At 72.4% G+C, this 20,197-nt stretch carries 18 protein-coding genes and 1 pseudogene; 11 read left to right on the top strand and 8 right to left on the bottom strand.

The features are described from left to right. Window positions 1–553 precede the first annotated feature (553 nt). On the top strand, window positions 554–1,048 hold the full coding sequence (locus tag ACZ5NH_RS30565) for a hypothetical protein (RefSeq protein WP_468779757.1): 495 nt from the start codon (window positions 554–556) through the stop codon (window positions 1,046–1,048). Window positions 1,049–1,065: 17 nt separating this feature from the next. Here ACZ5NH_RS30565 and ACZ5NH_RS30560 read toward each other — a convergent pair whose 3' ends face one another. Continuing rightward, window positions 1,066–1,854 carry a thioesterase family protein gene (locus tag ACZ5NH_RS30560; protein ID WP_468779733.1) on the bottom strand — a complete coding sequence of 263 codons (789 nt, stop codon included), beginning with the start codon at window positions 1,852–1,854 and terminating at the stop codon, window positions 1,066–1,068. A 244-nt stretch (window positions 1,855–2,098) separates the two neighbouring features. Next, a complete protein-coding gene (locus ACZ5NH_RS30555; RefSeq protein WP_388631593.1) occupies window positions 2,099–2,749 on the bottom strand; it encodes an FMN-dependent NADH-azoreductase in 651 nt (216 codons plus the stop codon). Window positions 2,750–2,886: 137 nt separating this feature from the next. Between ACZ5NH_RS30555 and ACZ5NH_RS30550 the strand changes: the two genes are divergently transcribed. Further along, the gene (locus ACZ5NH_RS30550; protein ID WP_451003269.1) at window positions 2,887–3,249 is read left to right on the top strand and encodes a winged helix-turn-helix transcriptional regulator; all 363 of its coding nucleotides are present in this window, start codon (window positions 2,887–2,889) and stop codon (window positions 3,247–3,249) included. Window positions 3,250–3,293: 44 nt separating this feature from the next. After that, window positions 3,294–3,761, top strand: a complete 468-nt coding sequence (locus ACZ5NH_RS30545; protein ID WP_468779730.1) for a hypothetical protein — start codon at window positions 3,294–3,296, stop codon at window positions 3,759–3,761. Window positions 3,762–3,836: 75 nt separating this feature from the next. On the opposite strand, the gene ACZ5NH_RS30540 is transcribed toward ACZ5NH_RS30545, so the two are convergent. After that, entirely contained in the window at window positions 3,837–5,315 is a 1,479-nt protein-coding gene (locus ACZ5NH_RS30540; protein WP_468779728.1) for a glutamate-cysteine ligase family protein, read from the bottom strand. A gap of 401 nt (window positions 5,316–5,716) precedes the next feature. Beyond that, complete coding sequence (locus tag ACZ5NH_RS30535; protein WP_468779726.1) at window positions 5,717–6,517, bottom strand: SAM-dependent methyltransferase; 801 nt, start codon at window positions 6,515–6,517, stop codon at window positions 5,717–5,719. 113 nt (window positions 6,518–6,630) lie between these two features. Between ACZ5NH_RS30535 and ACZ5NH_RS30530 the strand changes: the two genes are divergently transcribed. The 4 genes and pseudogenes from ACZ5NH_RS30530 to ACZ5NH_RS30515 form a co-directional block, all read left to right on the top strand. After that, on the top strand, window positions 6,631–7,011 hold the full coding sequence (locus tag ACZ5NH_RS30530; RefSeq protein ID WP_468779761.1) for a hypothetical protein: 381 nt from the start codon (window positions 6,631–6,633) through the stop codon (window positions 7,009–7,011). A 1,088-nt stretch (window positions 7,012–8,099) separates the two neighbouring features. Continuing rightward, entirely contained in the window at window positions 8,100–8,840 is a 741-nt protein-coding gene (locus ACZ5NH_RS30525) for a VOC family protein (protein ID WP_468779724.1), read from the top strand. Window positions 8,841–8,966: 126 nt separating this feature from the next. Further along, on the top strand, window positions 8,967–9,935 hold the full coding sequence (locus ACZ5NH_RS30520) for a threo-3-hydroxy-L-aspartate ammonia-lyase (RefSeq protein ID WP_468779722.1): 969 nt from the start codon (window positions 8,967–8,969) through the stop codon (window positions 9,933–9,935). 110 nt (window positions 9,936–10,045) lie between these two features. After that, window positions 10,046–10,368 (top strand): annotated as a pseudogene (locus ACZ5NH_RS30515) (WGR domain-containing protein); the annotation flags it as partial. A 206-nt stretch (window positions 10,369–10,574) separates the two neighbouring features. Here the strand turns inward: ACZ5NH_RS30515 and ACZ5NH_RS30510 are convergent. Both ACZ5NH_RS30510 and ACZ5NH_RS30505 read right to left on the bottom strand, forming a co-directional pair. Further along, complete coding sequence (locus tag ACZ5NH_RS30510; protein WP_468779720.1) at window positions 10,575–12,155, bottom strand: glycerol-3-phosphate dehydrogenase/oxidase; 1,581 nt, start codon at window positions 12,153–12,155, stop codon at window positions 10,575–10,577. Continuing rightward, window positions 12,152–12,751, bottom strand: a complete 600-nt coding sequence (locus ACZ5NH_RS30505) for a TetR/AcrR family transcriptional regulator (protein ID WP_388631568.1) — start codon at window positions 12,749–12,751, stop codon at window positions 12,152–12,154. The genes ACZ5NH_RS30510 and ACZ5NH_RS30505 overlap by 4 nt, the downstream gene beginning before the upstream one ends. A gap of 120 nt (window positions 12,752–12,871) precedes the next feature. Between ACZ5NH_RS30505 and ACZ5NH_RS30500 the strand changes: the two genes are divergently transcribed. From ACZ5NH_RS30500 to ACZ5NH_RS30490, 3 genes are all read left to right on the top strand, one after another. Further along, on the top strand, window positions 12,872–14,464 hold the full coding sequence (locus ACZ5NH_RS30500; RefSeq protein ID WP_468779718.1) for an FAD-binding oxidoreductase: 1,593 nt from the start codon (window positions 12,872–12,874) through the stop codon (window positions 14,462–14,464). 52 nt (window positions 14,465–14,516) lie between these two features. Then, window positions 14,517–15,398 (top strand): diacylglycerol kinase family protein, encoded by an 882-nt coding sequence (locus ACZ5NH_RS30495; protein WP_468779716.1) that lies wholly within the window; start codon window positions 14,517–14,519, stop codon window positions 15,396–15,398. 101 nt (window positions 15,399–15,499) lie between these two features. Next, window positions 15,500–15,877, top strand: coding sequence for an NUDIX domain-containing protein (locus tag ACZ5NH_RS30490; protein WP_468779714.1), 378 nt, complete (start codon window positions 15,500–15,502; stop codon window positions 15,875–15,877). Between the two features lie 12 nt (window positions 15,878–15,889). Here ACZ5NH_RS30490 and ACZ5NH_RS30485 read toward each other — a convergent pair whose 3' ends face one another. After that, window positions 15,890–16,258 carry a thioesterase family protein gene (locus tag ACZ5NH_RS30485; RefSeq protein WP_468779712.1) on the bottom strand — a complete coding sequence of 123 codons (369 nt, stop codon included), beginning with the start codon at window positions 16,256–16,258 and terminating at the stop codon, window positions 15,890–15,892. Window positions 16,259–16,457: 199 nt separating this feature from the next. Then, the gene (locus ACZ5NH_RS30480) at window positions 16,458–17,729 is read right to left on the bottom strand and encodes a molybdopterin molybdotransferase MoeA (protein WP_468779710.1); all 1,272 of its coding nucleotides are present in this window, start codon (window positions 17,727–17,729) and stop codon (window positions 16,458–16,460) included. A gap of 171 nt (window positions 17,730–17,900) precedes the next feature. On the opposite strand from ACZ5NH_RS30480, the gene ACZ5NH_RS30475 reads away from it, so the two are divergent. After that, the gene (locus tag ACZ5NH_RS30475; RefSeq protein WP_468779708.1) at window positions 17,901–20,192 is read left to right on the top strand and encodes an FdhF/YdeP family oxidoreductase; all 2,292 of its coding nucleotides are present in this window, start codon (window positions 17,901–17,903) and stop codon (window positions 20,190–20,192) included. Window positions 20,193–20,197 lie beyond the last annotated feature (5 nt).

The following is a 20,197-nucleotide window of genomic DNA, read 5'->3' as shown; positions in this document are numbered from 1 at the left end:
AGCACGCGCGCTGCCCGGCGTCAGCAGCGGCCACAGGGCGGCTCCTGCGGCTGCCGCGGATGCTCCCGACACGAACCGGCGACGGCTCATCCCGCGCATGAATCCCCCTGTCCACGGCGGCAATTGAGTGTCACGCCCGAGGGCCGGGCGCGTCCGCCGGGGCAACCCTACTGACGGGTAGACAAGTGTCCAGAGCACAGATGCAAACTTGGGGGGAACAGGGGGAACGAGTTGCATCGGCCGACGGGGAACTCAGTCCAAGGGCCTCTCCCCGCGTCACTGCTCGGCGAGGACGACCACTGCGGCGGCCGCGGTCAGTGTCAGTGGCGGGCGCGGCTGGCTGAGGGACCTGGCCGATGCCGTCAGTGCGATGGCCAAGGGACTGGACGCGTACGCGGACGCCGCCCAGGGGGCGAAGAAGAGGCTGGAGTACGAGCTGGAGATCGCTGGTGCAATGCCAGTGGTCGGCGTCGCCCAGCCGAGGTTCATCGCGCTGGGCGAGTACAAGGGTGGCCCCAGGGCTGGCTTCGGACCGGACGAAGCCCACCTGCCCATGCCGCCCGGCATCACGCTGCCCGAGTACGACGGCTGCTGCGCCACGGCCGGCCTCACGCTCGTCCTAACGGCGGACGAGTTCGCGGACTGGGCCGCCACCCGGCCGCGCGAGGAACTGGCCGAGCCTTTCACCTACGTCATCGGCCTGGACGGCGCGCTACGGCTGGCCCCGCGCCGGTCCGAGCATGTGGCCTGCGCGGGCGGCGAGCCGGTACTGAGCGCGGGAGAGGTCCGCTTCGGTGAGGACACCGGCCGATGGGTGGTGCGGGAGGTGAGCAACCAGTCGACGGGCTACTGCCCGGACACCGACTCATGGCCGGCGGTCGCGCAGGCGCTCGACCGGGCCGGGTTCGAACGCCCCGGGGCCTTCACCCATGAGGTGGTGTTCCGCCGGTGCCGCACCTGCGGGCAGCACAACATTGTCCGGGAGGAGCATTTCGTCTGTGTCTTCTGTGACGCCGACCTTCCCGAGCGATGGAACCTCGACCCTTGAGCCGGCCCAACGGGCGGTCACCGGCCCGGAAGTGGCCGTACCGTGAGCGTCTGCTGGGCCTGGCCGACCGGGCCGTGGACGTCGTGGAGGACGCTGCTGGTGAGGCCCTGGCCGGTGGGGCCGAAGGCGACCGTGGTGTCCAGGCCGACCCAGCGGCCCGCCGGCTGCCGGTGCAGATGGATCGTCAGGTCGACGTTGGGGAACATCCACTCGGTCGGCGGCCGGCGTACGGCGATGCCGTTGGCCGTGTCGACGAGGGCGACATAGGAGGCGACCGGGCTGCACGGCTCGCCGGCGACGAGGTCGAGGTCCGTGGAGATCCAGACCTTGCCGCGGCCCGGCTCCGAGGGGGTGACCGGCCGGACGTCCACAGACGCGCAGTGGCCGCCGGGCCAGAGCGAGGCCAGGGAGTGACCGGCGAGTCCGTCCGGCGGGGTGAGGCGCGCCTCGGCATCGCCGGCCACTGCGCTGGTGTCCACCTCGGTCAGCAGCCAGGCGCGGGCCCGCACCACCGGCCGGTCCGCGATACGGACGACCGCTTCGAGCAGTTCGATGGTGCGGCCGGGCCGGATCGACTCCACCTGGATCTCGCACTCGTCCAGGGCGAGGCGCCCCAGGATGTCGAAGCTGATCCTGGACAGGAGCAGTCCGCTCGCCGGGCGCTCGGCGCGGTACTGGTCGATCGCGTGGACCACGAGTCCGCCCAGCGGGCTGAAGTGCATCTCGTCGGTGTCCCACGCGCCGCTCGCGTGCGGGGTGGGCTTGTAGCGATGCTGATCTATGCGCTCGAAGTAGCTGGCGGCCAACGGGTGCCACTCCTCAGGTGTCCGTGCACGGGGGCATTGAACAGGTCGTTGCACAGTACATCCGTGGCCGCGACCGGTTCACAGGCCGGTCTCGATCGTCCGCATGGCGACCTCCGGCCCCGGATGCCCGCCGGGACCGTGGCGATCCTCGTCGCGTACAGCCTGCGCGACCTGCCGCTCACCCACGTCGCCGCACCGCCCCCGGCGCCGCGTTCAGGACGGCGCCGGGGCCGGGGTGGATTGGTCAGGCCGCCAGGCGCTCCGCGAGCTGCTTGGCCTTTGCGGCGGCCTCCTCCAGGGCGCGGTCGCGGGAGGCCTCGTACAGCGGGATGAGCTCGGCCATCGCCGGGTTCTGCGGGGCCATGGTCAGCTCCGGGACGATGAAGTCGAGGTCCAGACCGAGGGCGTCCGCGAGGACGGCCGAGAGGTAGTTCTGCACGTACTCGTATCCCTCGCGCGGGGTGCCCGGCCCGTACGCGCCGCCCCGGCTGGCGACGACCGTCACCGGGGTGCCCTTCGCCGACTGTGTCTCGCCCGCGGTGCGGCCGAAGAGGATCACGTTGTCCAGCCAGGCCTTGAGGGTCGAGGGGATCGAGTAGTTGTACATCGGGGCGCCGATCAGCACCGCGTCGGCCTGCTCCAGCTCCTCGATCAGCCGGACACGCTCGGCAAAGGCCGCTGCCTGCTCCGGGGTGTGCGAGGCCGGGTCGGCGAAGCCTGCGGTGTGCGCGGCGGCGCTGATGTGCGGGACGGGCTGCGCCGCGAGGTCGCGGTGGACGACCGTGCCGTCCGGGTGCTGCTCCTGCCAGTGCGCGCGGAAGGCCTCCGCCACGGCGCGCGAGGCCGAGGCCTCGGTCGGGAACACGGACGAGTCGATGTGCAGCAAGGTGGCCATGGTGACTCCAGAAAGAAGACAAAAGGGACAGGGGTGTCCCCGTGGCTCAGCACTGGCTGAGTTTTCGTACAGGACTATCTTTAGCACAGGGACTTACTTTTTTTCATCCCCCTACATCGAGGTAGTACCCTGATCGCATGGCGGCGGACGTGACACACGACAGCGCGGCGTGCAAACGGGTGGACGATGGCATCACCCGTGTCTTCCAGCTGCTCGGAAAACGCTGGAGCGGCCCGATCGTGGCCGTCCTGGTGGAACAGCCCGCACACTTCGCCGATCTGCGCCGGGCCGTCCCCGGCATCAGCGAGCGCATGCTGTCCGACCGGCTCGCGGAACTCGGTGCGGCCGGACTCGTGCTCCGCGAGGTCGACGAGGGACCGCCGCTGCGCGTGTCCTACCGGCTGACCGAGGCGGGGGCCGCCCTGGAGCCGGCGCTCCGGGAACTGGGCGAGTGGGCGAAGGCCCACCTGCCGGACGCCCCGCCGTGCCCCGGCGCGTAGAGCCGACGGCCGGGCGGCTCGCCCGCGTAGGGCGCGGTCCGGCCATGGACATCACCGCACAGTGGGTGCGGACCGTCTGGACCAAGCGGTCACGCGGCGCCACGGCCGCGGCCCGGCGGAACGCCGTGCCGGTCGGACTCCCGTTGCCCGACGTGCCGTTGGACCGCGCGCACGTCGTATGGGTGACCGAGCGGCAGGACTTCACGCCCGAGGAGAGCCGGACGGATCTCGACGGCATGCCCGTCAGCCTGCGCGAACGGGGCTGCGGCCTCCGGGTGTTCGCCCACAGCGGGTTCGGTGTGCCGCTGCGGCCCCGCAGGCCGCCGGCGGTGTGGCTGGGGCCCGGCCAATGGATGCGGTGGCAGCTCCACCACCGCCACAGCAGCAGCTCCGGGATGGCGGAGTGGTCGTACTCGCTCGACACCTTCAACGTCGCCTACGGCCCGGTCGACGGTGACGTGTTCCTTGGGGAACCGACCGTGCTCGTCGACGAGTGCGGGCCGGTGCGATAGCCCACCTCGCGGGCGACGTCAGCCGCCTCAAGGGTGACACCTCACGGCAGACGGGCTTGGTGTGGCTCAGCCGGCTCAGTCCACCGGCCACGTGTGGACGGGCGCGTTCAGATGCATGTAGTCGATGTACAGCTGGGTCATCCGGCGCAGCGCCTCATGGCGGCCGGCGCGCGTGGTGGCGTCGAGGTGGTGGAACATCTCCTTCTGCCACACCGCGCCGTTGCGTGCCGTCACACAGCGCTGCTCGATGATGCCGAGCAGCGGCTCCCGCCACGCCTCGTCCATGCCGGACTGCTCCAGCCCCCGGTGCGCCAGCGGCAGCAGCCGGCGCAGGACCAGCTCCGGCACCGGCACCTCGCCCATGCCGGGCCAGTACAACGGGGCGTCGATGCCGCGCCGGGCGGCGGTGTGCAGATTGTCCTCGGCGGCCGCGAACGACATCCGCGACCACACCGGCCGCTCCTCCTCCACCAGGGCCCGGGTGAGGCCGTAGTAGAAGGCGCCGTTGGCGAGGGTGTCGGCGACGGTCGGGCCGGCGGGCAGCACCCGGTTCTCCACCCGGATGTGCGGGAGGTCGTGGGAGACGGCGTACACCGGGCGGTTCCAGCGGTAGATCGTGCCGTTGTGCAGGGTCAGTTCGCCGAGCTCCGGGATGTCCCCGCTGTCCAGGGTCTCCGCCGGGTCCTGTTCGTCGCACAGCGGGAGGAGAGCGGGGAAGTAGCGCAGGTTCTCCTCGAACAGGTCGAAGACGCTGTTGATCCACCGCTCCCCGAACCACACCCGGGGACGTACGCCCTGCACCTTGATCTCTTCCGGGCGGGTGTCCGTGGCCTGTTCGAACAGCGGGATGCGGGTCTCGTGCCACAGCTCCTTGCCGAACAGGAACGGTGAGTTCGCCGCCAGCGCCACCTGGACCCCGGCGATGGCCTGCGCCGCGTTCCAGTACGGGGCGAACTCCTCGGGGGACACCTGGAGATGGAACTGCGTGCTCGTGCACGCGGCCTCCGGGGTGATGGTGTCCGCGTAGGTGCGCAGCCGGTCCTCGCCGTCCACCTCGATGCGCAGGTCCTCGCCGCGGGCCGCGAAGATCTGGTCGTTGAGCAACTGGTAGCGCGGGTTCTCCGACAGGGTCTCCTCGCCGATGTCCTGCTGGCGCAGGGTGGGCAGGATACCGATCATGATCAGCCGCGTGCCGATCGACCTGGCCCGCTCGTCCGCGTGGTTCAGCGCGGCGCGGATCTCCGATTCCCACGCGTCGGGTCCGCCCGCGGTCAGCCGCCGGGGCGGCACGTTGATCTCCAGGTTGAACCGGCCCAGCTCGGTGGACCAGGCGGGGTCGGAGATCGCCTTCAGCACATCGGTGTTGCGCATCGCCGGCTCGGCGTCGTCGCCGACCAGGTTCAGCTCGATCTCCAGACCGACCTGCGGCCGCTCGGACTCGAACCGTGCCTCCCGCAGCATCTGCGCCAACGTGTCCAGGCACGCGTGCATCTTGATCCGGTACCGGCGGCGGTCCTCGCGGGTGAAGACGAGCGCCGGGACGTCGCGTCCCATCGGCCCTCCAGGATGCCCCTCGTCGCAGACCTCTTCACCCAGCGTCGCACCAACGCGCGAGCCTCACCAGGCACGGCCGGCACGTGCGGGCCGACGCCGCCCCCCGGGACGCTCCGGTGCCGTCCCCGGCGAGGCGGCGCACGAACAAGGGCACGCGAGCCGTGGTCCGTGTGCACGGCCGTGCACAGCCCGTGTCCACGCCGGATGCGCTCGGTGAGCGGAGCGCAGCCGTTGAGAGCGCGCGGCGAGCAGTGCCTGTGCACCCATGCCTGAACCCCCGCACGGGTCCCGGCGGCAGGGACGCTTCCGGTGCGGCGCGGGGGCGGTCGGCAAGGAGGTCACGTCCCTGCCGTGAGTACCGCCCCGCAACCAGCGGGACGCCGCTGCCGGTGATCCCGGTTTCAGGCGTTCTTGCGGGCCACGCCGCCGTAGAAACCGATGGCCTCGGAGCCGGGCGGCGGGGTGGTGTCCGGGCGCCAGAAGGGAACCTGGGTCAGGCCGGGGTCGACCAGTTCGAACCCGTCGAAGAACCGCTCGACCCGTTCGCGGGACCGCAGGTTCATGGTGGCGGTCGCGCTGTTGTAGACGGCCTCGGCCGCGCTGCGGTCGTCGGCGAAGTCACCCGTCGCGTGCGAGAGCACCAGGAAGCTGCCGGCCGGAAGCGCGTCGCGCAGGGTGGCCACGATCCGCTCCGGCTCGTCCGTGTCACGGATGAAGTGGAGGATGGCGACGAGGAACACGGCGACCGGCCGGTCGAAATCGATGACCCGGCGGACCTCGGGATGATCGATGACGGACTGCGGATCGCGCAGGTCGGCGAGCACGATACTGGTCGTGCCGGCCCGGCTGAGCAGCGCGTCGCCATGTGCCTTCACGATCGGGTCGTTGTCGACATAGGCGACGCGCGCGTCCGGAGCCAGCTCCTGGGCGACCTCGTGCACGTTCGGCGAGGTGGGCAGCCCGGTGCCGATGTCGAGGATCTGGCGGACGCCGCTGTCGATGACGTACCGGACCGCACGGTGCAGAAAGGCGCGGTTGGCCCGCACGGAGATCCACACCTCGGGGGCCGCCGCGGCCAGTTGGTCGCCCGCCAGCTGGTCCACCTCGTAATTGTCCTTGCCGCCCAGGAGGTAGTCGTAGATCCGTGCGGGATGCGGCTTGCTGGTGTCGATGTGCACGGACTGGCCGCCGTCCTGAGTCACGCTGTGCTCCTCTCCACGACCGTCACGGCCTCGGTCCCGCAAACGGTTGGCCAAAGCTTCCCACATCAACTATCCGGGGTGCGCGGGGAGTTCCCCGAGCTCAGGATGGTGCGGTGCGGCGTCTGGCGGCCGGCAGTGGCACCGGATCGGGTGTGCGCCCCGGGGACGTCCTGGGCTCGGGCACCTGCGGCAACGACGGTTGCCTGGCCGAGCTGTGGGGCGTTGGCCAGGCGCAGCGCGACCGCAGTGCGAGCGCGTGCGAGCTTCTCGTGTGGGTCTTCGACAGCCAGGCCGACGTCGATCCGGCCGCCGAGACGCGCGAGTTCACCCTGCTCACCTTCGCCTACGGCGTGGGCGTGACCGGTGCCGCCCTCGCCCCCGCCCTGCCCAGGAGGCGCTGGGCGTCCGGCTCAGCTGGCAGCGGCGCTGTCCAGCGCGGGCCGGCACCGAGACCAGCGGAGGTTCCGCCGAGTGGAGCCGTCGGACAGGGATGAGGGCCCCGTCCTGGGCGATGGGGACGCAGTGGTGAGGGGCGCATGAGGCACACCTGGGAGGCGGGGGCGGGGGCGGAGAACGGCCAGAGTTGCTGCCCGCCGGGCGCGGCTCATGCGGCGGCTCCATCTGCCTCTCTCCGCCGGCCAGGGACCGTCCGGGTCGGGGTGTCGCAAGCGGCGTGGCTCCGGACCCCGTGCGAGGGTGGGCGCCGTACGCCTGCTGCCTGGCTCGGCGGGGTGTCGCCCGTGGCCTGCTTCCGGTCACCGTGCGAGCGGAGGCGGCATCCGTGGCCGGCCCCAGCGTGACGTGCGCGGCCCATGCGTCACCCGCCGTCCCGCCCCCTGTACGGGGCGCCCCTCAACCGCCGTCCCGTCCCCTGCGCGGGGGCCCGTCACCCGGCCGGACCGGCTCCGCTGGCCTGCACGTCGCGGGCGTCGGAAGGTCGGAACAAGATCGGTGAGTCGAAGCTTCGTCCGACCGGTCGCGGGTCGTCCCTCCGTGTCCGTGACGAGGCGGGCCGACGCGCCGGGGGCGGGGAACGGTGAATCCATTGCGCTCGGGTCGTTCCCCGCCCCTCCCACCCCGGCTCGTCCGGGCCTCGCCGCCGCTCGGTGCGTGCGCCGGGGGAGTCCGCGCTCCGTGGTCTGGTCCCGTCCATCCGGGTACGGCGTGCGGTCCGGTTGTGGCCGTACAGGTCAGGGCGTCGCACGGGCCGTCCTCGCCGGTTGCGCCCACCGGGCAGGGGACGACCTACAACTTGCAGTCCACGCAAGCGCTGTACTTCAGTTTCGCCCGGTACGGGCTTATCCGGGCGTCCACGAGCACCGGCGAGACCGGCGAACGCGTTTCGGGCTGCACGGCGAGCACGTGCTCGGCTCCCCTGCGAGAGCGGAGTGGCCCAGGCTCGCCGCCGCCGCGGCGCCGCCCGCTCCGGCCGGCGGACCCGGCGCTCGCAGCCAGGCCGCGTCGATCACCACGCCGCAACCGGCGTGGTCTGGTTGGCGAGCTGAGCATGCGGGCGGTGCCTTGATCTCCGTTCGGCGACAGTGCGGATGTCGTTGCAGAGCGGATGCGTAAGATCGTCGGCATGGCGCTGCGACCGGTTTTGGTGAACGTAAAGGCTCTTGACGACTCGGCGGTCGGCCGGTTCTGGGCGGAGGCGCTCGGCTGGAGCGTTTCCAGCTCGGAACCCGGCGCGACCGCCGCCAAACCCGCCGGCTTCGATTGGCTGGACCCGGTCGGCGTCTGCGTCGACGTCATCGCCGTGCCGGAACCCAAGACGGCCACAAAGAACCGTGTACACATCGATCTCGCCACCACCTCCGCAGCCCATCAGGCGGAGTTGGTCGCGCGCCTCCGGGATCTCGGTGCGACGCCCGCGCACGTCGGTCAGGGTGACGTGCCGTGGACGGTTCTCGCCGACGTGGAGGGCAACGAGTTCTGCGTGCTGGAGCCGCGGGACATCTACCGGGACACCGGACCGATCGCCCGGGTGGTGGTCGACTGCGCGGATCCGCGGGCCATGGCCCGGTTCTGGGGTGAGGCGGTGGACTGGACCCTGCGCGAGGTGACTGACGATCATGCGGTGCTGCGCTCCGCCAAGGGTGTCGGTCCGTATCTCGAGTTCCTCCGCACGCCCGGCGTGAAGACCGTGCCGGACCGCGTCCATCTTGACCTGGTGCCCTGCCCCGGTGACGACAAAGCAGCGGAGGTGGCCCGGCTGCGGGCCCTCGGCGCCACCGACCTCGACGTCGGGCAGGGCGACGTCCCGTGGACGTGCCTGGCCGACCCGGAGGGCCACGAGTTCTGCGTCCTCGCCCGGTCCTGACGCGCAGCCTGGTCAGTGCCGGAAGCGAACGTCCGTCTCGCCTCTCCCTGGACAGAAGGACGCCGATCTCCATAGAGTTCGAGTCTAAGAATGGAAAATCCGTCCAGGCAGCTTCCGGAGACCGCCATGGCCGCCGCTTCGCCCGTAACGTACGACGACATCCGTGCGGCCGCCGCGCGCCTCGAAGGCGTCGCGCACCGCACCCCCGTGGTCACCTCCCGCACCCTGAACGCCCTCGTCGGCGCCGAGGTGTTCATCAAGTGTGAGAACTTCCAGCGCGTCGGCGCCTTCAAGTTCCGCGGCGCCTACAACGCGGCCGCCCAGCTCTCCCCGGACCAGCTGGCGAAGGGCATCGCCGCCTACTCCTCCGGCAACCACGCCCAGGCCACCGCCCTCGCCGCTCGCGAACTCGGCACCAGCGCCGTCATCCTGATGCCCGAGGACGCCCCGCGCCTCAAGCGGCAGGCGACCGCCGGATACGGTGCCGAGATCGTCACCTACGACCGCTACACCGAGGACCGCACCGCGCTCGGTACGGCGCTGGCCGAGGACCGTGGGCTGGCCCTCATCCCGCCCTACGACCACCCCCACGTGATCGCCGGACAGGGCACCGCGACCCTGGAACTCCTCGATGAGACAGGCCCGATCGACGCCCTGCTCGTGCCCGTCGGAGGCGGCGGCCTGATCGCCGGCAGCGCCACCGCCGCCAAAGCCCTGCACCCCGCTGTCCGGGTCATCGGTGTGGAGCCGGAGGCAGGGGACGACACCAAGCGGTCCCTGGAGAGCGGCGCCCGCGTCACTGTGCCCGTGCCCAGGACCATCGCCGACGGGCAGGCCCTGTCCACGCCCGGCGAGATCACCTTCGAGATCAACCGGCGCCTGGTCGACGCCATAGCCCTCGTCAGCGACGCGGAGATCGTCGCCGCCATGCGCTTCGCCTTCGAACGCCTGAAGATCGTCCTCGAACCCAGCGGCGCCACCGGCCTGGCCGCACTCCTGGCCCGACGCGTCGACGGCCTCCCGCGCCGCATCGGCATCATCGCCTCCGGCGGCAACATCGACACCGTGCGGTTCGCCGAACTCATCGGTGGGTGATGGCCGTTGTGACGCGGCGCACGCAGAAGCAGCTGCGCCGCTCGGATAAAAAGTACATGCGCCAGGGGCGAACCCTCGAGGTCGCGCACCGACCGAGCGCCACCGGCACGTGCCGGCCGCTGTCGCGGGCAAGACTGGCGGCAGGACTGAAGCCCGGACCGCGTGCTGTTGCCGCGGCCCTGCCGACCTACCAGCCCGCCACCGCCGTGGCCGCGGTGGCCACCGTCACACAGGCACCGGCCGGAGCCGTCGTGGTCGAGTGCGTGCAGGACGGCGGCCGACTCCGGGTGCATGTGGTGTCCCAGGGCTACGACACCTCCTGGAAGGTCCAGTTCCCGCGGGCGATACGCCAGCCGGGCGCCCGCTACGTCGTGGACGCCCTGCACCCGGCGGCTTCTACCGCGTCCGCGGCGACATCCGCCGCCTGCTGTGACGCTCCCGCTCTCCTGCGCCGTTCGGTCCAGCCGGCCGGCACCTCAAGGCCGCACGACCTGCGCCTCAGCGAGCCCTGCCCGGGTGCGGAGGGGCGCCTCCGCCGCGCTGCCCGCTCGGTTGCGTCGGGGACGTGACCAGGCCGCCTCCATCGGAGATCACCACCGACAACAGGCACCGCCTCGCCCGGGCAAGGCGGTCGGCGCGTCAGCGTCGCGCGGCCGCTTCGTCCAGTACTTCCCGTGCCACGGCCAGCGCCTCGGCGCGATCTTCGGGTACGAGCCCGATGCGGGTGCGCCGGTCCAGGAGGTCGGACTCGTCCAGGGCGCCCTCGTGCCGTACGGCCCACAGCAGTTCCGCACGGGTCACCGGGTGGCCCGGCAGGACCCGCTCGGCCAGGGCGGGATCCTCTGCCGCGAGGGCGTGGACGGCCTCCGCCTCCGTGCCGTAGCGGCGGACCAGGCGCGGGGGAGCGGACAGGGTGCGCAGCCGGTCGGGTGCGGCGGCGCCGACCAGCGGCAGCGCGGCGGTGGGGGAGGGCGCGGCGGGGAGTCCCCGCGCGGCGGTCGCGGCGTCCACGGCGTCCTGGGCCATCCGCCGGTAGGTGGTGAGCTTGCCGCCGACGATCGTCGTGATGCCGTCCGGGGACGTCAGCACGGCGTGCCGGCGGGAGATGTCGGAGGTGCGGGCGGGGGCTCCGGCTCGGGCGTCGTGGCCGGAGGCGTCCAGCAGGGGGCGCAGTCCGGCGAAGGCGCCGACGACCTCGTCCCGGGCCACCGGCGTGTCGAGGACCGAGCCGAGCACGTCCAGCAGGAAGCCGATGTCGGTCTCGGGCACCTCAGGGACGTCCGGGATCCCGCCGTCGACCGGCTCGTCGGTGAGACCGACGTACACCCGGCCGTCGCCCTGGGGCAGGACCAGGACGAAGCGGTTGGTCTCGCCGGGGATGGGGATGTGCAGGCCGGCCGGCAGGGTGCCGAGCCGCTCCGAGCGCAGGACCAGATGGGTGCCGCGAGAGGGCCGGATCCGGATGCCCTCGATGAGCTCGCCCGCCCACACCCCGGCCGCGTTGATGACCGCACGGGCCCTGATCTCGCCCTCCTCGCCGGTGAGTTCGTCGCGGATCCGCGCTCCGGTGCCGGTCAGCTCCAGCACCCTGACCCGGGTCAGCACCCGGGCGCCCTGTGCGGCGGCCGTCCTGGCCAGGGCCGTGACCAGCCGGGCGTCGTCGGTCACCTTGCCGTCCCAGGACAGCAGTCCGCCGCGCAGTCCGGCCGAGCGCACCGAGGGCGCCAGATGCCGGGCCTCCGTCGCCGACAGCCGGCGCGGGGCGGGCAGCACCTGGCGCGGGGTCCGGGCGGCCAGCCGCAGCATGTCCCCGGCCCGGAACCCGGCCCACGCCAGCGAGGCCTGGGCCCGGGACACCAGGGGGGTCAGCGGCAGGACGAAGGGCTGGGCGGCCACGAGGTGCGGGGCGGTGCGGGTCATCAGCACCCCGCGCTCGACCGCGCTCTCGTGCGCCACGTCGAACTGCGCGGAGGCCAGATAGCGCAGCCCGCCGTGGATGAGCTTCGAACTCCAGCGGGAGGTGCCGAAGGCCAGGTCGTGGGCGTCCACCGCGACGACGTCAAGGCCGCGGGCCGCCGCGTCCAGCGCGGCTCCTGCCCCGGTGGCGCCCAGCCCGACGACCAGGACGTCGGCAATCCTGCCGTCGGCGGCCTCGGCCAGTTCCCGGCTACGGCGGTGTGCGCTGAGGGACGAGCCGGCGTCGGCCCGGGTGTGACTCATGGCGTGAGGGTCCTCTCCAGGAGGGTGCGCAACTCGCCGAGGAAGGCGGCGGAGTCGAGCTCCGGATCGTCCTCGTCGGTCATCGTGCGCAGGGACAGGGTGAAGGACTGCACGGTCAACAGCAGGGCGCGGGCCTGCCGTTCGACATGCCCGGGGCGCACGGAGCCGTCCGCGTGGCCGTCGCGCAGCCCGTCGGCCAGCAGCGCCAGCAGCGCCTCCTGGCTGGCTCCGCGCCGGTCGAGCACATAGGGGAGCAGCAGTTCCGGGTCGACGTCGACGATCTTGCGGAAGAGCGGGTGCGCCCGGAAGGTCTCGACGCCCGCCACCAGTCCGTCCACGATCCGGGTGCGGGTGTCCGTGCGGGAGGCGGGCTCGGGGATGGCGCGGGTGGCCACGTCGATCCACTCGCGGGTCATCAGATCGCCCACGAGGGTCCGCAGATCCGGCCAGCGCCGGTACAGCGTCATCCGTGAGACACCGGCGCGGCGGGCCACGTCGGCGAGGGTGGTGCGGCGGACGCCGACGGCCAGCACACAGTCGCGTACCGCGTCGAGCACATGATCGTTGTCCGAGCCGTTGTGACGAATAGGCGTCATGTGTCACAGTGTAACGCCCCGGGGTCGGGCGGAGCAGACACCGTCACCCCCGGCGCGGCCCGCCGGCCGTCGCGTGAACCGAGGACACCGAGCACACCGACCTGTGAGGACGACCGTTCAATGGACATGCTGTGGAACGGCTGGGGCGACCCGGCCAAGGCGGCACCGCTGCCCGACTCGGTGACCGGACTGCTGCGCGACCTGCTCGGCGTCAAGCCCCGCACGACCCCCGCCCTCACCCTCGAGGACATCGAACTGCCCGCCAGCACGGCCTCCCCGGCCGCGCTCAAGGCGCTCGCCGAGGCCGTCGGCGGTCAGGACCACGTCCGCACCGACAACGAGAGCCGCATCCGGCACACCCGCGGCAAGTCCACTCCCGACCTGCTGCGCATCCGCACCGGGGACTTCGCGGACGTCCCGCAGGCCGTGGTCCTGCCCGCCTCCCACGACGAGGTCCTCGCCGTGCTGCGCGCCTGCGCCGCACACGGCCTCGCCGTCGTCCCCTTCGGTGGCGGCACCTCGGTCGTCGGCGGACTCGCCCCCCAGCGCACCGCGTTCATCGCCCTGGACCTGCGCCGCATGAACGGCCTGCTCGACCTGGACCCCGTCTCGCGCACCGCCGTACTCCAGCCCGGTCTGCGCGCCCCCGAGGCCGAGGCCCTGCTCGCCGAACACGGCTTCACCCTCGGCCACTTCCCGCAGTCCTTCGAGTGGGCCACCATCGGCGGCTTCGCCGCCGCCCGCTCCAGCGGCCAGGCCTCCGCCGGATACGGCCGCTTCGACGAGATGGTCCTCGGCCTGACCCTCGCCACCCCCGAGGGAACGATCGAGGCCGGCCGTGCCCCGCGCTCCGCCGCCGGACCCGACCTGCGCCAGCTGATCCTCGGCTCGGAGGGCGCCTTCGGCGTGATCACCTCGGTCACCGTACGGATCCGCCCGGTGCCGCAGGTGCGGATCTACGAGGGCTGGCGGTTCGCCTCCTTCGAGGAGGGCGCCGCCGCGCTGCGCAGGCTGGCCCAGGACGGACCCCGGCCGACCGTGCTGCGGCTGTCCGACGAGACCGAGACCCTCATCGGCCTGGCCCAGCCCGACGCCATCGGCGGCGACCTGGCGCAGAGCGCGGCCGGCTGTCTCGCCATCACCGGCTACGAGGGCACGGCCGAGGACACCGCACAGCGCCGGGAGCAGGCGGCGGCCGTCCTCACCGCCTGCGGCGGCACCCTCGTGGGAGCGGAACCGGGCGAACGCTGGGCCCATGGCCGCTTCTCGGCGCCGTACCTGCGCGACGCCCTCCTCGACGTCGGCGCCTTCGCCGAGACGTTGGAGACCGCCGCCTTCTGGTCCCGCATCCCCGACCTCTACACGGCCGTACGCAGCGCGCTCACCGACACCCTCACCGAAGCCGGCACCCCACCCCTGGTGATGTGCCACATCTCCCACGTCTATGAGAACGGCGCCTCGCTGTACTTCACGGTCGTCAGCGCCCAGGGTGAGGACCCGGTGGCGCACTGGACGCCCGCCAAGCACGCGGCCAACGAGGCCGTACTGGCGGCCGGGGGAACCATCTCGCACCACCACGGAGTCGGCACCGACCACCGCGACTGGTACGTCCGCGAGGCCGGACGGCTCGGCATCTCGGCCCTGCGTGCCGTCAAGCGCCGCCTGGACCCCGAGGGCCTGCTCAACCCCGGCGTCCTGCTCCCCACCGACTGACCCACCGTTCCGCTGACCGACCACCCGATCCGCCTGCTTCGGAGGCACACCGATGCGACAGTTCACCGCCGTCGTCAACCCCACCGCGGGCGGCTCCACCGGGGCGGCGACCCTGCTCCACCTGGCCCGGCTGCTGCGCGAAGCCGGGGCCGAACTGGAGACGGAGTACAGCAACAGCCTCGCCCACGCCCAGGACCTCGCCCGCCGCGCCGGTGAGCGCGGCCGGATCGTGCTGGCCGTCGGCGGCGACGGCATCGCCGGCGGCATCGGCGGCGCACTCAGCGGCACCGGAACCGTCCTCGGCCTGGTGCCCGCGGGACGCGGCAACGACTTCGCCCGCGCCCTCGAACTGCCCGCCGACCCCGCGGCACTCGCCGGCATCCTGCTGCACGCCGAGCCACGGCCGGTCGACACCATCGAGGTGGAGTCGGCCGTCCACCCGCGGACGGTCGTCCTGGGCAGCGTCTACGCCGGCGTGGACGCGGTGGCCAACCGGCACGCCAACCACGCCCGGCTGCTGCGGGGTTCCGCCTCCTACTACGCGGGCGGCCTGCGTGCCGTCACCACGTGGCGGCCGGCCAACTACCGCGTCACCGTCGACGGCGAGGAACACACCCACCGCGGCTACACCGTCGTGGCCGCCAACTCCCCTTACTACGGCTCCGGTCGGCTCATCGCCCCCGACGCGCGTGTCGACGACGGCCTGCTGGACGTGGTGATGATCCGCGAGGCACCGCGCAGGCTCTTCTTCACCCTCATGAACGAGCTGAAGACGGGCGGTCATGTGCACCGCCCCGAGGTGCGCGTGCTGCGCGGCAGGGAACTGCGCATCGAGGCGAACAGGCCCGTCCCCTACGGCGCGGACGGGGAGGTCGACGCTACCCTGCCGGTGACGGTGCGGGTACGCCCCGGAGACCTGTCGGTGCTGTACTGAGCCCAGCAGCTGGAAATGACACGGCACCGGTGCATGACCTGCCAGGTCTGGGTAGGCGGAGGGGAAACCGGCCGCGCGCGCCGGGGGATTGGTGGTCGGTCATGACGCTGGAGCTCGCCGAGGGCGTGGTGCAGGCGGTCGTCCTGTACGACGGCCGGCTGCTGCTCGTGGAGGACGGCCACGGCTGGGCACTGCCGTCCGGCACTCCCGACCCGGCCGAGCCCGCCGAGGCCACCGCGGCGCGCGTCGTCTACGAACTCACCAGGTACCTCGTCGACGGCACGGAGTCCCTGGCCCGACACGACGGTCCACCCCCGGACGGCACGTCGGCGGTGGTGTGCCAGCTGCTGAGCGGGACCCCGTCGGACGGGGCCGCTCTCACCCCGGAGCAGGTGCGCTGGGCGCCGATCCCCGAGACCGCCGACGTCGAACTCCCCGCGACCGTACGCGAGTACCTTCGGGGACACACGCCCGTATGACGCGCCCGGCCGTCAGTGGTCTGCCGAGTCCAGTGCGCGAGCAAGGAACCGCTGCCGGTCGACGACCGCCCGGTCGATCTCGCCCGTGGCGACCAGCCGGCCCGAGCCGTCGACGGCCCGCACCACGAAGGTGAGGCGCCCGCCCGCGACGGAGGCGGAAGGTTCGGCGCTCACCTCCACTCGGCCGCCGACCGGCGTGGCCCGCAGATGCCGGACCCGCACCTCGGTGCCGACGGTGGTCCGACCGGAGTCGGTGAAGCAGGCGGCGGCTCGCACGGTGGCCGCCTCCAGCCACGCGATCAGCCGCGGGGTGGCGAGCACCGGCACGTCACCGCTGCCCACCGCCACCGCGGTGTCGGCATCGGTCACCTCGTGCTGCATCCCACCACGCCAGGCCTGGGCACGGCGGATGTCGATGTTGCCCCAACCGTCCGGGCGTGGACCTTGACGGTGTCCTCGGTCTGCTCCGGGGCCTCGGACGGGGTGGACGTGTTGCGAAGGGTGCACCATTCTGGTTGGCACCGGTTGGCGCCGCCAGATGGCGCCAAATCGTGCCGTCGAGCTGGGTGAGTGGCCGGCCTCACCGGCCGGGCAGCTTCAGCACGTCCACTCCGGTGCCGGCCGGCACGCCGGCTGCCGGCACCACCGCGAGGCCGTCCGCCAGGGCCAGGCCGCGCAGCATCGCCGGACCGTCGAACGGCAGCGGCGTCACCTCCTGCCCCGTGGTGAACACGGGTAGCAGCCGGGTGTCGAGCGCATGCCCGGGCAGGGCGGAGCCGGCCACCAGCCTGACCGGCTCGGCGCCGGAGTGCCCGCCGAGGTGGCGCAACAGCGGCTCGGCCAGCGTGACCATGCCGGCCACCGCGGCGAGCGGGTTGCCGGGCAGCCCGACCAGCCGGCGTGCCCGGCCGTCGGCCGTGGCCGGCAGCTCGGCGAGCAGCATCGGGTGACCCGGCCGTACCGCCACGGAGTCCACGAGCAGCCGGGCGCCCACCGCCCGGAGCGTGTCGTGCAGGAAGTCCACCGGTCCGGCCGCGGTGCTCCCCGTCGTGACCACGACATCGGCGGGCGAGCGGCGTACGGCCTCCCGGAGCGCGTCGAGGTCGTCGGCGAGCAGACGATGGCCGATCAGCCCGGCGCCACACGCGTGCAGCCACGGCGGCAGCAGCGGCCCGAGCGCGTCCCGGACCCGTCCGCCGCGCGGCACGCCCTGCCGGAGCAACTCGTCGCCGAGGACCAGCAGTTCCACACTCGGCCGACGGTGCACCGTCAGCCGGTCGTACCCGGCGGCGGCCGCCAGGCCCAGCACCCGTTCGGTCACGGTGGTGCCGGCGGGCAGCAGCGGCTCACCGGAGCGGCACTCCTGGCCGCGCGGCCGGATGTCGCGGCCTTCGGGCACCGGCGCGGGGGAGCGGTCGTACAGCAGGCCGCGCTCGGGGTCCGCCGCGCCGTGCTCGCGCCGCAGTACGGCGGTCGCGCCGGCCGGCACCGGGGCGCCGGTGGCGATGGGCACGGCCGAGTCCGGCGCGAGCGGCCCGGGTTCCCGGCCGGCCAGGACGCCGGTGCCGCCGAGCCGCCACGGGCCCGGTCCGGCCACGGCCCAGCCGTCCATCGCGGCGGTCGCGAACGGAGGCAGGTCGGTGAGCGCGACGAGCGGTTCGGCCAGTGCGTGGCCCAGCGCGTCGGTGAGAACGCGGGGGACCGCGGGCAGCGGGTGCCCGGCGCAGGACCGGGCGATCGCGCGGGCCGTCTCCCAGGCCCGCGCGGCCCGGAGCGGGTCCGGCTGGGTTCGCGGTCCGTGCGGTGCCGGGCCATCGGCCGGGTGCGTCCGGGATGCCGTCATGCGGGTCATCGTTGGTGAGCCGTCCGAGGAAGTCAAAGAGGCCCCCCTTGGGCGCCGATAGGTGGCGCCTATCCGATAACCCGCGCTTATCACGCCATCGAAAACACCTCTTTGACGTGTCTCCGGAAAGAGGCGGATGCTGCCCCGCAGTGCCCATCGGAGAAAGAGGCGGACCGGAAGATGAGCGGTAACGAGGACCCCGTGGACGATCTGTCGGTCACCCCGCCCAAGCGCTGGGCGACCGGTGTCCCGGCGGTGACACACGCACTGGAGTACTCGCTGGGGCAGACGACCGTACGACGTACCGCGCTGACCCTGCTGAACATCAACCAGGTCAAGGGATTCGACTGCCCGGGCTGCGCCTGGCCCGAGCCCGCACCGGGCAAGCGGCACCTCAACGAATACTGCGAGAACGGCGCCAAGCACATCAGCGACGAAGCCACCTCGCGCCGGGTCACCGCCGAGTTCTTCCGCCAGTACCCGATCGCCGAGCTGGGCGCCAAGTCGGACTACTGGCTCAACCAGCAGGGCCGGCTGACCGAGCCCATGATCAAGCGGCCCGGTGCGGAACACTACGAACCGGTCGGCTGGGACGAGGCGCTCGACATACTGGCCGACGAGCTCCGCCGGCTGGACTCCCCGGACGAGGCCCTCTTCTACACTTCCGGTCGGCTGAACAACGAGGCCGCCTTCCTGCTGCAGCTCTTCGCCCGCGCCCACGGCACCAACAACCTGCCGGACTGCTCCAACATGTGCCACGAGTCCAGCGGGTCCGCGCTGATGGAGACCCTGGGCATCGGCAAGGGCAGCGTCTCCCTGGACGACATCCACACCGCGGACCTCGTCTTCGTCGTCGGACAGAACCCGGGAACCAACCATCCGCGGATGCTCACCGCACTGGAGGAGACCAAGCGCAACGGGGGCAAGGTCATCGCGGTCAATCCGCTGCCGGAGGCCGGACTCATCCGCTTCAAGCATCCCCAGAAGGCACGCGGAGTGGTCGGCCGGGGTACCGCGATAGCCGACCAGTTCCTGCAGATCCGGCCCGGCGGCGACCTCGCCCTGTTCCAGGCCCTCAACCGGCTGCTGCTGGAGGCCGAGGACGAGCGCCCGGGCACCGTACTCGACCACGGCTTCATCAGCACCCACACCACCGGCTTCGCCGACTTCGCCGACCACACCCGGAAGGTCGCATGGGAGGACGTCCTCACCGCGACCGGGCTCACGCGTGAGGAGATCGAAAGCGTCCACGACCGGGTGCTGCGCAGCGGGAAGATCATCGTCTGCTGGGCCATGGGCCTCACCCAGCACAAGCACGGTGTCCCCACCATCCGTGAGGTCGTCAACTTCCTACTGATGCGCGGCAATGTCGGTCGGCCGGGCGCGGGCGTGTGCCCGGTGCGCGGCCACAGCAACGTCCAGGGCGACCGCACGATGGGCATCTGGGAGCGCATGCCCCAGACGTTCCTCGATGCCCTGGGCCGGGAGTTCGGCTTCACCCCGCCCGCGAAGCACGGACTGGACTCTGTCGACGGCATCCGGGCCATGCGCGACGGCACCGCGAAGCTCTTCCTCGGCGTCGCCGGCAACTTCGTCCGGGCCACCCCCGACAGCCATGTCACCGAGGAGGCGATGCGGCGGTGCCGGCTCACCGCGCACATCTCCACCAAGCTCAACCGCTCCCACACGGTCTGCGGTGACACGGCCCTCATCCTGCCCACCCTCGGCCGCAGCGACCGCGACATCCAGGCGTCCGGCGAGCAGTTCATCACCGTCGAGGACTCCATGAGCGAGGTGCACGCCTCCCGCGGCCGCCTGGCGCCGGCCTCCCCGCACCTGCTCAGCGAGGTCGCGATCATCAGCCGGCTGGCCCGCCGCACCCTCGGCGACGAACCCGCCATCCCCTGGGAGGAGTTCGAGGCGGACTACGGCACCGTCCGTGACCGCATCTCCCGGGTCGTACCGGGCTTCGAGGACTTCAACGCCCGGGTCGCGAGGCCCGGCGGCTTCCGGCTGCCCAACCCGGTGAACCAGCGCGTGTTCCGGACGCCGAGCGGCAAGGCCGTCTTCACCGTCAACGAGTTCACGATGCCGGACATCCCCGAGGGCCATCTGCTGCTGCAGACGCTGCGCTCCCACGACCAGTGGAACACCGTGCCGTACGCGATGGACGACCGCTACCGCGGCATCCACAACGCCCGCCGGGTGGTGCTCGTCAACCCCGCCGACCTGGCCGCCCTCGGGCTCGCCGACCGCGACCGGGTGGATCTGGTCGCCGTCTGGCACGACGGGCTGGAGCGCCGGGCGGAGGACTTCCGTGTCGTCGCCTATCCCGCCAGCCGCGGCTCCGCGGCCTCCTACTACCCCGAGACCAATGTCCTGGTGCCGCTGGACAGTGTCGCCGACATCAGTAACACCCCTACGTCCAAAGGCGTGTTGATCCGCCTGGAGCCCACGCGCGCCGCCGGCTGAGCGAC

Source organism: Streptomyces sp. NPDC031426, assembly GCF_055581585.1.
The sequence above is the reverse complement of the archived record's forward strand: the minus strand, read 5'-3'. Positions and strand labels throughout refer to the sequence as shown.

Bases quoted from the DNA above. Each gene is read 5' to 3' on its own strand.
- ACZ5NH_RS30550 (WP_451003269.1), top strand. From the start codon at position 2,887: ATGGCGGCGGACGTGACACACGACAGCGCGGCGTGCAAACGGGTGGAC.
- ACZ5NH_RS30490 (WP_468779714.1), top strand. From the start codon at position 15,500: ATGACGCTGGAGCTCGCCGAGGGCGTGGTGCAGGCGGTCGTCCTGTAC.
- ACZ5NH_RS30540 (WP_468779728.1), bottom strand. From the start codon at position 5,315: ATGGGACGCGACGTCCCGGCGCTCGTCTTCACCCGCGAGGACCGCCGC.
- ACZ5NH_RS30555 (WP_388631593.1), bottom strand. From the start codon at position 2,749: ATGGCCACCTTGCTGCACATCGACTCGTCCGTGTTCCCGACCGAGGCC.
- ACZ5NH_RS30510 (WP_468779720.1), bottom strand. From the start codon at position 12,155: ATGAGTCACACCCGGGCCGACGCCGGCTCGTCCCTCAGCGCACACCGC.
- ACZ5NH_RS30565 (WP_468779757.1), top strand. From the start codon at position 554: ATGCCGCCCGGCATCACGCTGCCCGAGTACGACGGCTGCTGCGCCACG.
- ACZ5NH_RS30520 (WP_468779722.1), top strand. From the start codon at position 8,967: ATGGCCGCCGCTTCGCCCGTAACGTACGACGACATCCGTGCGGCCGCC.
- ACZ5NH_RS30475 (WP_468779708.1), top strand. From the start codon at position 17,901: ATGAGCGGTAACGAGGACCCCGTGGACGATCTGTCGGTCACCCCGCCC.
- ACZ5NH_RS30500 (WP_468779718.1), top strand. From the start codon at position 12,872: ATGGACATGCTGTGGAACGGCTGGGGCGACCCGGCCAAGGCGGCACCG.
- ACZ5NH_RS30505 (WP_388631568.1), bottom strand. From the start codon at position 12,751: ATGACGCCTATTCGTCACAACGGCTCGGACAACGATCATGTGCTCGAC.
- ACZ5NH_RS30495 (WP_468779716.1), top strand. From the start codon at position 14,517: ATGCGACAGTTCACCGCCGTCGTCAACCCCACCGCGGGCGGCTCCACC.
- ACZ5NH_RS30525 (WP_468779724.1), top strand. From the start codon at position 8,100: ATGGCGCTGCGACCGGTTTTGGTGAACGTAAAGGCTCTTGACGACTCG.
- ACZ5NH_RS30545 (WP_468779730.1), top strand. From the start codon at position 3,294: ATGGACATCACCGCACAGTGGGTGCGGACCGTCTGGACCAAGCGGTCA.
- ACZ5NH_RS30480 (WP_468779710.1), bottom strand. From the start codon at position 17,729: ATGACCCGCATGACGGCATCCCGGACGCACCCGGCCGATGGCCCGGCA.
- ACZ5NH_RS30485 (WP_468779712.1), bottom strand. From the start codon at position 16,258: ATGCAGCACGAGGTGACCGATGCCGACACCGCGGTGGCGGTGGGCAGC.